11 protein-coding genes and 1 pseudogene are annotated in these 10,390 nt (G+C 68.6%); 1 reads left to right on the top strand and 11 read right to left on the bottom strand.

Translation table 11 applies throughout. The features are described from left to right. Positions 1 to 325 precede the first annotated feature (325 nt). The gene (locus KHO18_RS19405; protein ID WP_186296808.1) at positions 326 to 1,651 is read right to left on the bottom strand and encodes a type II toxin-antitoxin system HipA family toxin; all 1,326 of its coding nucleotides are present in this window, start codon (positions 1,649 to 1,651) and stop codon (positions 326 to 328) included. Next, entirely contained in the window at positions 1,651 to 1,926 is a 276-nt protein-coding gene (locus tag KHO18_RS19410) for a helix-turn-helix domain-containing protein (protein ID WP_211943707.1), read from the bottom strand. The genes KHO18_RS19405 and KHO18_RS19410 overlap by 1 nt, the downstream gene beginning before the upstream one ends. Positions 1,927 to 2,152: 226 nt before the next feature. Here KHO18_RS19410 and KHO18_RS19415 point away from each other — a divergent pair, with 226 nt between their 5' ends. After that, positions 2,153 to 2,887: an IclR family transcriptional regulator gene (locus tag KHO18_RS19415; protein ID WP_211943708.1), complete on the top strand. Its 735-nt coding sequence runs from the start codon at positions 2,153 to 2,155 to the stop codon at positions 2,885 to 2,887. Positions 2,888 to 2,910: 23 nt separating this feature from the next. On the opposite strand, the gene KHO18_RS19420 is transcribed toward KHO18_RS19415, so the two are convergent. The 9 genes and pseudogenes from KHO18_RS19420 to KHO18_RS19460 all read right to left on the bottom strand — a co-directional run. Next, positions 2,911 to 3,573, bottom strand: coding sequence for a 4'-phosphopantetheinyl transferase family protein (locus KHO18_RS19420; RefSeq protein ID WP_244844912.1), 663 nt, complete (start codon positions 3,571 to 3,573; stop codon positions 2,911 to 2,913). Positions 3,574 to 3,651: 78 nt separating this feature from the next. Then, positions 3,652 to 4,107 carry an excinuclease ATPase subunit gene (locus KHO18_RS19425; protein ID WP_144197108.1) on the bottom strand — a complete coding sequence of 152 codons (456 nt, stop codon included), beginning with the start codon at positions 4,105 to 4,107 and terminating at the stop codon, positions 3,652 to 3,654. Positions 4,108 to 4,189: 82 nt separating this feature from the next. Continuing rightward, the gene (locus tag KHO18_RS19430; protein WP_211943709.1) at positions 4,190 to 5,419 is read right to left on the bottom strand and encodes a beta-ketoacyl-ACP synthase; all 1,230 of its coding nucleotides are present in this window, start codon (positions 5,417 to 5,419) and stop codon (positions 4,190 to 4,192) included. Continuing rightward, entirely contained in the window at positions 5,416 to 6,147 is a 732-nt protein-coding gene (fabG, locus tag KHO18_RS19435; RefSeq protein WP_144197106.1) for a 3-oxoacyl-ACP reductase FabG, read from the bottom strand. Before fabG ends, KHO18_RS19430 begins: the two co-directional genes overlap by 4 nt. Next, positions 6,144 to 6,641, bottom strand: coding sequence for an ApeP family dehydratase (locus KHO18_RS19440; protein WP_211943710.1), 498 nt, complete (start codon positions 6,639 to 6,641; stop codon positions 6,144 to 6,146). The genes fabG and KHO18_RS19440 overlap by 4 nt, the downstream gene beginning before the upstream one ends. A gap of 1 nt (position 6,642) precedes the next feature. After that, the gene (locus tag KHO18_RS19445) at positions 6,643 to 7,833 is read right to left on the bottom strand and encodes a beta-ketoacyl-ACP synthase (RefSeq protein ID WP_144197105.1); all 1,191 of its coding nucleotides are present in this window, start codon (positions 7,831 to 7,833) and stop codon (positions 6,643 to 6,645) included. Further along, positions 7,830 to 8,441: a DUF3261 domain-containing protein gene (locus KHO18_RS19450; RefSeq protein WP_244844913.1), complete on the bottom strand. Its 612-nt coding sequence runs from the start codon at positions 8,439 to 8,441 to the stop codon at positions 7,830 to 7,832. Before KHO18_RS19450 ends, KHO18_RS19445 begins: the two co-directional genes overlap by 4 nt. Continuing rightward, positions 8,429 to 9,658 (bottom strand): NAD(P)/FAD-dependent oxidoreductase, encoded by a 1,230-nt coding sequence (locus tag KHO18_RS19455; RefSeq protein ID WP_211943711.1) that lies wholly within the window; start codon positions 9,656 to 9,658, stop codon positions 8,429 to 8,431. Before KHO18_RS19455 ends, KHO18_RS19450 begins: the two co-directional genes overlap by 13 nt. 5 nt (positions 9,659 to 9,663) lie before the next feature. Continuing rightward, positions 9,664 to 10,390 (bottom strand): annotated as a pseudogene (locus KHO18_RS19460) (MMPL family transporter); the annotation flags it as partial.

A 10,390-nucleotide genomic window follows, 5' to 3' on the forward strand; every position in this document is an offset into this window, starting at 1 on the left:
CGCGTGAACGCGCATGCGCAGGCCGGGCACCGATGTGCGCCACTGCTTGCCAGTTGGTTCCAACGCGATGGGAAGGAGGGTCAATGTGCGCAACACGCACTGAGGTGCATGTCGTCGCGATTGACGCGGAGTGACCGTGCTTGCGTAAGCTGGCGCGCTGGTACGGGGCGTGCCGGGTACGGAGCGGACTTGCCGCCGGTCAATATGGTGACGGGCCACGTGGCCCGGATCGATTCGGGTGTACGCCCGAAGGGTGCCAAAACTGAGTCATTGTAGTGATGTCGGCACCCGGTCCTGTCGTCTGGAGAGAGGACCAAGTCCGGCATTATAGCAGCTTCTTGCCTTGCGCCCTGATGCCATCGAACACGGCCCCGGCCAGGTCCTGCGGAAAATCCCGGGGCAGGCGGGCCGCGACGGCGGCAAGCGCCGGGTCCACGGCGGCCACGAGTTCGGCGATTATCGATTCCACATCCGCCTCGGGCAGCCCCACCTGCCGCCCCTGGGCTATCCAGTGCCGACGCTGGATCTGGGCCAGCCGGTAGTAATTCTGCGAGCCCCGCACCGCCATGGCCATGCGCGCCTTCTGCATGGCCAGCTGATTGGCCCCGCCCCCGACGATGGGATGTGCCGAGAGCACGTCATATAGCGGCGTAGCCCAGTAGCGGCCACCCGGGCCAATGCTCAGGCTGAAGTTCTTGGCGTGCCCGTCCGTAGCCGCGAGCATCCAGAACAGGATCTGCGTCTTGAAGAAATTGCGACGATCCGCCTCGCGCGCGTCGGAGCCGGACAGGATCGCCATGATGTCCGCGATGCCCGGCCCGCCATCGGCCTGGTACTTGACCAGCGGGGACATGCCCATCGCCTGGCAGAAGTCCTCCTGGGGCAGGCGCAGGATCCATGCGCCATCGGGCGCCACGCGCCGGTCGAAGCGCTCGACCACCAGCGCCTTCTGGTCCTCGAACATCGCCATCTCGCACGCCGCGATGGGCAGGCCGAAGGCCTCGACCAGCTGCGCGCAAAGCCATTCGTTCTCGACGGACGTGCGCATGTCCGCGCGCATATTGCCCACCAGCCCGAGCGGCAGCTTGAGAATATGGGTCGTGGGCGTACTGCCGTGCGGAATGAACCACTGGCCGCCCCGGCGCAGCAGCGCGGTCTTTTCCTGCGCACCGGCAATCGACAGGCGCAGGTCGGCATCGTCGCCATGCTGGCCGAGGGGCGATGCACTCGTGGTGTCGCGCAGCAAGCGGGCAATGTGCGCGTCATCGGCCGGACTGCCCTCGATGACGCGAAGCTCTTCGGGCACCTCGCCTTCGGGCAGCAGCTGCAGCGCGCCCACGCAGTCGCGGCCCAGCGCCGTGAGTAGATCGAAAGGAGCGATGCCACGCGTGCGATGGCGCTGCGCAAGCCGCCGGCGGATGGCGTCGCTATCCGGCAGCAGGTTGTCGAAGTAATCCGTGACCACGCGGCCACGGTACGGTGCATTGTCTGACCGGAACGGCATCGAGAGCGACAGCGGCCGGCCTTGCGGGCTGTGGATCCAACGTGCCGCGTAGTGGAAGGTCTCGCCCTCGCTGCCCTGAGCCCACACGCCCGTGAAATGGCCGTTCATCCAGACGCCGAGCTGGCGTCGCAAAGGGCGGCGTCCCATTACCAGGGCTCGTGCGATGGGGGCTGGCGGAGCATGGCGCCGCCGCCACGATAGTCCTCGTCCCCATTGGTCGACAGCAGCATTTCCACGTCCAGCGCCTGCAACACCGCATGTAGCCGCTCCACGCTGACGCGCGCCGGGTTGGCTTCCAGCCGGGCATAGGTCTGCTGGCTCACCCCCAGGCGCGCCGCGAGTTGCGCCTGGGTCAGCCCGCGGGACTTGCGGAAGCCCTGGAGGATCGGCCGTAGCTGGCTGATGATGCGGATGGGATACATGGTGGGCGAGAATACAGCTAGAAAGTTGTAAAGCCGTTTTACGCTATTTCGGCTGTATTTTCAAGATACAGCTTATCGGGCGTAAAATTAGAATACATCCGATAAGCTGTAGCGACGCGGCCCATCGGGCACGCCGTGGTACATTCCGGCCCCATATCCCTCCTGATTGCATGCCCACGCCCCGATGCCCGCGCGTCCCGATCCGTCCGCTGCCAAGCCGCCCTCGATGAATGTCAAGACCGCCCTGCGCGTGATCGAGATCATCGAGACCTTTGCGCGCGAACGGCGCGCGCTGTCCCTCTCGGAACTGTCCCGGCTGCTGTCCGTGCCGGCCTCGAGCTGCCTGGCGCTGATCCGCACGCTGACTTCGCTCGGCTATCTTTATGAGACGGCCCGCCGCCAGGGCTACTACCCCACCGGCCGGCTGCTGGCCATGGCCCAGCAGATTGCCCGCCACGACCCCGTGCTCGATCGCGTGCACGGCACCATGAGCGAATTGCGCGAATCCACCGGGGAGACCATCGTCATCGGCAAGCTGCACGAAGGCCATGCGGTGGTCTATCTCGATGTGCTTGAATCGCCACACGCAATCCGCTATATCGCCACGGCCGGCGAGCGGCGCGAACTCCATGCGAACTCGATCGGCAAGGCGCTGCTGGCCGCCATGGACGACGCCGAGCGCGCCGCCCTGCTCGCACAACTGCCCTTCCAGCCATTCACCGCGCGCACGCTGGCCACGCCGGCGGCGCTGGAGGCCGACCTCCGGCAAGCGCGCGAGCGCGGCGCGTACGTGAACCTCAGTGAGTCGATGCCCGATGTCGGCGCACTGGCCTGGCCGGTACGGTTGTCGGGCGAGAGTTACGCGATCTCGATCGCCGGCCCGGTCTACCGGATCGAGCCGCATCTGGAGCGCTACGCGGCCATCCTGCGCGCGGCATGCGCGGCGCTGGAGAAGATCTGACGCTACGGCTCTGCCGGGCGGATCTAGTCGATCTGTTGCGCGCGGAGGCGCCATCCAGCCGGATTGGGCACCGACACCGACGCCAGCGGCGCCGACGCCGTCAGCGCCAGCACCGCGTCATCGCGCCGCCACGTGACGCCATTGGCGTGCGCCATCGCCACCGGCACGGCTTCCACCACGTGGCCCATCATGGTGCGGAACAGATTGCCGCCGTGGCACTTGATCCAGGCTTCCTTGAGCGTCCAGAGGTCATAGAAGGCCTCCAGCTTCGCCAACTCGTCGCCCACGTCCAGCAGGGCCGGCACCGCGCCGCGCTCGGCCTCCGTGGTGGTGGCCTCGATCAGCGTGTCCAGGTGTTTGCGCGGCTGCATTTCCTCGATGTCGATGCCAACCGGCAGGTCGGACACGGCGCAAGCCAGGTGATCACCCGAATGGGCAATCGACAGGAATACCGGCGTGCCGACGGCCCCGCCGGTATGGGTCGCCAGCGGCGGCGCGTCCTCGGCCGCCGACAGCGACCATTCCGCTGCATCCCCGCCGAACGTCACCGCCAGCAGCCGGCGGGCAAGCCAGCGGCCCGCCGCGAACTGCTCGGCGCGGGCCCGGGCGCGCATGGCGGCCAGCCGCGCCAGCTCCTCTGGCGACATCCAGCGGCTGACGGGTGGCGCCATGGCCGCGAATGCCATGACCGATCCTGTGCGCAGCGCGAGCGGCATGGCAATCGTCCTGAAAACGTCAAACAGGTCCCGTCGATCGATGCCGCCTTACTTGGCGGCGACCTTGGCGTAGGTGCCCTTCAGCGTCACGCCCACCACCACGGCGCCGGCGTGGCACTCGTACTCGGTGGTGCTGGCGTTGGTGTCCTTCTTGTAATAGCTCACCATGTCCACCACTGCATTCGCGCCCAGCGACTTGGCCTTGTCCTGGAACGAGATCAGCGCCGAGAGCGCAGCCCAGCGGCACGCTTCCTCGTCAGCCTTGCCCACGCCGTTGGTCTTCTTGTTCGAGACGTCGCTGTCCTTCTTCTCAAGCACCTTCGGCGTCTTCTGCCCGGCCAGATAGAACATGACCGAGCCGTCGAGCTTTTCCTTGGCTTCCGGCATGTCCAGGACTTCCTGGAACGGCAGCATGTACTTGGTGTCGCGCGCGGCCGCAGGCGCGGACAGCAGCGTGCCGGTACTGGCGATGGCGAGGGCGACCAGCGGGAGAGCGAATTTCATTGACCTTCCTTTGTTCTTGATTGTTGAGCGATGAAACCAGACGGTGGTACGGCTCGGGTACGGCTCGGGTACGGCTATCTGCTCAGGCGTCCCAGCGGCGGAACACCAGCGAGGTGTTGATGCCGCCGAACGCGAAATTGTTGCTCATCACGTACTCGGTGTCGAGTCGGCGGCCTTCGCCCATGATGTAGTCCAGCGGCGCGCAGCGCGGGTCCGGATTGACGAGGTTCACCGTCGGCGCAAACCAGCCATCGCGCATCATCTCGATGCTCATCCACGCCTCCAGCGCCCCGCATGCGCCCAGCGTGTGGCCGAGGTAGCTCTTCAGCGAGCTGACCGGCACGGCGCCGCCCAGCACCGCGTGCGTGGCATGGGATTCGGCGATGTCGCCATGGTCGGTGGCCGTGCCGTGCGCATTGACGTAGCCGATGCGCTCCGGCGCCAGCCCGGCGTCCTCCAGCGCCTGCCGCATGGCCACGGCCATGGTTGCGGCCTGCGGCTGGGTCACGTGGGCGCCGTCGCTGTTGGTGCCGTAGCCGACGATCTCGGCCAGGATGCGCGCGCCACGTGCCTGGGCGTGCTCCAGTTCCTCGAGCACCAGCGTGCCGGCGCCCTCGCCCAGCACCAGGCCGTCGCGGTCCGCGTCGAACGGACGCGGCGTGGCCTCGGGGGCGTCGTTGCGCGTGCTGGTGGCGAACAGCGTGTCGAAAACGGCCGCCTCGGTCGCATCCAACTCCTCGCCGCCGCCGGCCAGCATCGCCACCTGGCGGCCCGCGCGGATCGTCTCGTAGGCGTAGCCGATGCCCTGGCTGCCGGACGTGCACGCGCTGGAGGTGGTCAGAATGCGCCCCGTGATGCCAAAGAACACCCCGATATTGACCGCCGTGGTGTGCGGCATCATGCGGATGTAGGTGGTGGCGCTGATGTCCTCGGTGGTGCGCTCGGTCATCATCCGGCCGAAGTCCTGGATCGCGGATGGCGTGCCCGTGGACGAGCCGTAGGCGATGCCCATCTGCCCGCCCGTGATGATCGGATGGCCGGTCAGGCCGGCATCCGCCAGCGCGGCCTCGCTGGCCAGCACCGCCATCAGCGAGACGCGGCCCATGGACCGCGTGGCCTTGCGCGTGTAGTGAGCCGGCAGCGCGAATGGCGGCACCGGCGCCCCGAGCTGCGTGTTCAGGCCCTTGATGTCGGCCCACTCCGGCATCCGCACCACGGCATTGCGGCCGCTGGCCAGGCGCTCGCGCACCGTGGTCCAGTCGTTGCCCAATGCGCTGATCGCGCCCGCGCCGGTTACGACAACCCGCTTCATCCGAACATCCCCCCGTTCACCGAAATCACCTGCCGTGTAATGTAACCGGCATCCGGCGAGAGCAGGAAGGCCACCGTGGCCGCCACCTCGTCCGGCGTGCCCATGCGCCGCGCGGGAATCATCTTCAGCGCTTCCTCGCGCACATGCTCGTCCACCATTTCCGTGTCGATCAGCCCCGGCGCCACGCAGTTGACCGTGATGTGGCGCTTGGCCAGTTCGATGGCGAGCGCCTTGGTGGCGCCGATGATGCCGGCCTTGGCCGCGCTGTAGTTGGTCTGGCCCCGGTTGCCCACCAGCCCGGACACCGACGACAGCGTAACGATGCGGCCCGGCTGGCGGCGCTGCACCATCGGCATCACCAGCGGGTTGAGCACGTTGTAGAAGGCGTCGAGGTTGGTATGGACCACCTCGTCCCATTCCTCGCCGCTCATGGCCGGAAACGCCGCGTCCCGCGCGATGCCCGCGTTGCAGACCACGCCGTAATAGGTGCCGTGTTCCTCGATGTCGGCATGCAGCACGCTGGCGGTGGCCTGGCGGTCGCTGATATCGAAGGCCAGCACGCGCGCGTTGCGGCCGAAGGCGCGCACGGCGTCCGCCACGGAGTCGGCGTCGTCCCGGCGGGCGCGGCAGTGCACCACCACGTCGTAGCCGTCGCGGGCGAGCCGCAGCGCAATGGCGCGGCCAATACCGCGCGAGGAGCCCGTGACCAGCACGGTCTTGTTCGTCATGCTTGCTGCCCCTGGAGAAACGCCTGCGCATCCGCAGGCTGGAAAACGGAAACATTGGCGCGCGCCACGTCGCGGCCATCCATCTCGACCGTGCAGGCGAACAGGCCGAGGCCGTTGTCCCCGATCAGCTCCACCTGGGTGCGGATAGTCAGCACGCTGCCCACCGGAAACGCGGGCACGTCGCAGGCATAGCGGCGCGAGCCGAGCAGGAAGCCCAACCCCGGCGGGCGGCCCGCCGCGCGCTCGCGCACGCCAGCCCAGGCGGCAATCGTCTGGGCCATGTATTCGATACCGACCCAGCCGGGCATGCCGGCATCGTCCACGAACAGCTGGGTGGCGCGCACCGTGGCGCGGGCCACGCAGTGCTCGCCATCGGCCTGGACAAGTTCGTCGATCAGCCGCATGGCGCCCGCGTGGGGCACCACTTCGGACACCGGCGGCAGGGGCGGCATGGCGTCAGGTGTCGAGTCAGGTGTCACATCAGGCGTTGTCATGTCAGCCCTCTCCCAGCACCAGCACGCTGTTGCTGCCGCCGAACGCGAACGAATTGCTCATCACGTAGCGCGGTGCCCGGCCCAGCGACTCGTCCGCGCCCACCACGTGCAGCGGCGGCAGCGTCGGATCGGCCGCGCCGTCCCACCAATGGGCCGGCAGGCGCCCACGCGGGTTGTCGGTCAGGGTCAGCACCATCAGCGCGGCTTCCACGGCGCCGGCGGCGCCCAGCGTGTGCCCGGTCTGCGGCTTGGTCGAGCTGACCGGCACGTCGAGCCCGAGCAGGTCTGCCACGGCGCGCGACTCCATTGCGTCGTTCTGCTCGGTGGCCGTGCCGTGCAGGTTCAGATAGTCGATGTCGGCCGGCTGCACGCCGGCGCGCGTCATGGCCTCCTGCATGGCGGCGCGGGCGCCGGCGCCAGCCGGGTCCGGCGCGGACATATGGTGCGCATCGGACGTCTCGCCCCAGCCGGCCAGCCGTACCGGGCCGGCCTCGCGCGACATCAGGAACAGCGCCGCACCCTCGCCCAGGTTGATGCCGTGGCGATGGGCGGACAGCGGATTGCACCGCTCCGCGCTGACCGAGTCGAGCGAGCGGAAGCCGGCGATCGTGAACGCGCACAGCGTGTCCACCCCACCGGCGATGGCCACGTCGGCCATGCCCTGCTCCAGCAGCCGCGCGGCGGCGGCCAGCGCCTTCGCGCTCGACGAACATGCCGTGGAGATCGTATAGGCCGGTCCGGCCGTGCCCAGCGCCAGTGCGAGGTACTGCGCGGGCGAGCCCAGCTCCTGCTGGCCGTAATGGAAGGCATCCGGCCAGGTGCCGGCGGCGTGCCGCGCGCGCACGGCCAGTTCGCCGTCACTGATGCCCGAGGTGCTGGTGCCGAGCACGATGGCCACGCGGGTCGGGCCCACGCGGGCGATGGCGGCTTCCACAGCGGGGCGCAGCGCAACCAGCGTGCGGTCCAGCAGCGCGTTGTTGCGGCTGCACAATGCGGGCGCGAGGCCGGCCGGCAGGTCGGTGGCCGCCACCGGCTCGCGCACGGTACCGAGGTGCAGCGGCGTGCCGGGTGTGTAGCGGTCTGTAACTTCGCCGCCCGCCGGGCCATCCGTGCGCCACAGCGCAGCGCGCACGGCGTCGTTGCCGCTGCCCAGTGCGCAGATGACATTCATCGCGTTCAGGAAAATCGTCATGGCCGTGCTCCTTCACCCTGCAGCGTGCGGATGGTCAGCCGGTAGCCGTCGCGGCGCTGCACAAACTCCGTGGTGGCTGCGTCGGGATAGCGGATCTCGGCCACGAGTTCGTCACCGGCCAGCAGGCGGCGCATGGCCGGCGTGGCGTCCAGGCGCCAGCCCGGCGGCAGCGCCGCGCGAATGGCTGCCACCGGCCAGAGCGACAGCTGCAGATCACTGAGGATACGCTCCGGCACGAGTTCCGCGGGCGCCCACGGCGCACGTGTCACGCGCAGGTCACTGCCGTCCCAGTCCAGCCGGGCCAGCACTTGCCCACCAGCCAGCGCGGCCAGCCGGGTGTGGCCGGCATCGGCCTCCAGCAGCGCGAGGATGTCGCGCGTCTGCTCGCCCTGCGGCGACGGATAACGCACCGTGATCTGCTGCTGCAATTGCAGCGTGCGGCCCAGCGACGCCGGCGGCAGGCGCAGCAGCGGCACCGCCGGGCGGTCCGCTTCGGCCACGGCTGGCGTGGGGCCGGCGGGCGGCGCCGCGGCGCAGCCAGCCAATATGGCCAGTACGGCAAGCGCCGCGCCGGCCGTTATCGAGCAGAAGAGCCTCAGGCCGCGCAAAGCTGCTCCAGCACGTTGAGGCGCCGCCGGGACTCGGCCACGAAGGGGTTGTCTCGGTCCCAGGCGTAGCCGGCCAGGATCGACGAGATCATCCGGCGAATCTCGGGCGTGGCGTTCGGATGGAAGATCAGGGTCTGGAAGCGGCCCTCGTACCAGGCTTCGACGAAGGTGCGGAAGCAGTCCACGCCAGCCTTCAGCGGTCTGGCGTAGTCGGCCTCCCAGTCCACGGTTTCGCCGGCCAGCTGGCGGGCGAGGCAGGCCGTGGCCAGGCTGGCCGACTTGAACGCAATCGTCACGCCCGACGAGAACACCGGGTCCAGGAACTCGCCGGCATTGCCGAGCAGCGCGTAGCCCTTGCCCCACAGCGAGCTGACATTGGCCGAGTAGCCGACGATCTGCCGCGCCGGCGTATCCCAGTTGGCGTCGCGCAGCAGGTGCGCCAGCCCCGGTTCCTCGCTGACCAACTGCTTCAGCTTGACCATCTCGTCGCCCGGATAGCGGTCCAGGAACGACTTCTCCGCCACCACGCCCTGCGAGCAGCGGCCATTCGAGAACGGAATGGTCCAGTACCAGACATCGACATGCTCGGGATGCACGCCGATGCGGATCTTGTTGCGGTCGAAGGTGCCGGGCGCCACGCGGTCTTCCACGTGCGTGAAGATAGCCGCGCGCACCGGGAAGTTCGACGGGGACTCCAGCTTCAGCAGGCGCGGCAGGATGCGGCCGAAGCCGGAGGCATCGAGCAGGAACTTCGCCTGCACCGTGTACGCCTGCCCGTCCGGGTCGCGCACGGTCACCACCGGCTGCGCGCCGGTGACATCCACCGCTTCCACCACGTGGCGGAAGCGCACCTCGGCGCCCTGCTTCTCGGCTTCCCGGATCAGCACGTCGTCGAAATGCGCACGCTGCACCTGATAGGTGGTGCCCCAGCCCTTGGAGAACTTGTCGCGGAAGTCGAATTCCGTGTAGCGGTCGCCCCGGGCGAAGGCGGCGCCGTTCTTGTACTGGAACCCGGCCTCCACCACGGCCTGCAGCATACCGGCTTCCTCTATGTATTCCATGCTCTGCGGCAACAGGCTCTCGCCGATGGAGAAGCGCGGGAACGTCTCCTTCTCGATGACGAGCACCTGGATGCCGCGCTTGCGCAGCAGGCCAGCCGCCACCGAGCCAGCGGGCCCGGCGCCGACGATCAATACCTCCACCTGTTCCGTTTTCATATCAATCAACCCTGTTCAGCTTGTTGTTGTGAGGCGTGCCGGCCCAATGGCCGGAACCATGGCGACAGCACCCAGACCGCGCCCACGCCCGAAAGCATCGTCATGCCGAACGCATGCAGCGCCGGCGTGGAAGACAGTGCGAGCAGCCCGAACGCCAGCAGCGTGCTGGCCGCGCCGAGCACGATGGCGGTCCAGGACACGCCATCGCCGGGATGCTCAAGCAAAAATATGCCGTAATCGACACCTACGCCCAGCAGCAGCGCCAGCGCCAGCACCGAGAACAGCTGCAACGGCACGCCGAGCCACCCCAGCACGGCCACGCTGAAGGCGGCGGCCAGCAGCGTGGGTGCCAGCGCGCGCCAGCCCGCACGGCCATAGCGCCATGCCAGCAGCAGCGCCACGCCGGCGGCGCCGGCCAGCAGCAGCCAGCTCATCAGCACGCGGTAGTGGTGCAGCAGGAAGGACAGATCGGCGATGCGGTCCGCCCATTCGGCGCCCTGTACCGTGTTAACGGCGGTGGCGATGCCAGACATGACTGCCGGATTTTCCAGCCCGCGCAGCAGCATCACGCTGGCGTAGCCGCTGCCCTCGCGGTCCAGCCACAGGTGGCGCAGCGTGCCGGAGACCGGATTGGCCAGCCAGGCGGGCAGCGTCAGCACGGCATCGGCCGGGGACGCCGCCGGCGCGGCAATCGACCCGCCCAGCGTGCGGGCCACCCGCTCGCGCACGGCG

Origin of the sequence: Cupriavidus campinensis, from assembly GCF_905397395.1 — a bacterium.
Taxonomy (GTDB): domain Bacteria; phylum Pseudomonadota; class Gammaproteobacteria; order Burkholderiales; family Burkholderiaceae; genus Cupriavidus; species Cupriavidus campinensis.

Excerpts from the sequence above, each read along its gene's own strand:
- KHO18_RS19415 (WP_211943708.1), top strand. The coding sequence starts at position 2,153 with ATGAATGTCAAGACCGCCCTGCGCGTGATCGAGATCATCGAGACCTTT.
- KHO18_RS19430 (WP_211943709.1), bottom strand. The coding sequence starts at position 5,419 with ATGAAGCGGGTTGTCGTAACCGGCGCGGGCGCGATCAGCGCATTGGGC.
- KHO18_RS19440 (WP_211943710.1), bottom strand. The coding sequence starts at position 6,641 with ATGACAACGCCTGATGTGACACCTGACTCGACACCTGACGCCATGCCG.
- KHO18_RS19425 (WP_144197108.1), bottom strand. The coding sequence starts at position 4,107 with ATGAAATTCGCTCTCCCGCTGGTCGCCCTCGCCATCGCCAGTACCGGC.
- KHO18_RS19455 (WP_211943711.1), bottom strand. The coding sequence starts at position 9,658 with ATGAAAACGGAACAGGTGGAGGTATTGATCGTCGGCGCCGGGCCCGCT.
- fabG (WP_144197106.1), bottom strand. The coding sequence starts at position 6,147 with ATGACGAACAAGACCGTGCTGGTCACGGGCTCCTCGCGCGGTATTGGC.
- KHO18_RS19420 (WP_244844912.1), bottom strand. The coding sequence starts at position 3,573 with ATGGCATTCGCGGCCATGGCGCCACCCGTCAGCCGCTGGATGTCGCCA.
- KHO18_RS19405 (WP_186296808.1), bottom strand. The coding sequence starts at position 1,651 with ATGGGACGCCGCCCTTTGCGACGCCAGCTCGGCGTCTGGATGAACGGC.
- KHO18_RS19410 (WP_211943707.1), bottom strand. The coding sequence starts at position 1,926 with ATGTATCCCATCCGCATCATCAGCCAGCTACGGCCGATCCTCCAGGGC.
- KHO18_RS19445 (WP_144197105.1), bottom strand. The coding sequence starts at position 7,833 with ATGACGATTTTCCTGAACGCGATGAATGTCATCTGCGCACTGGGCAGC.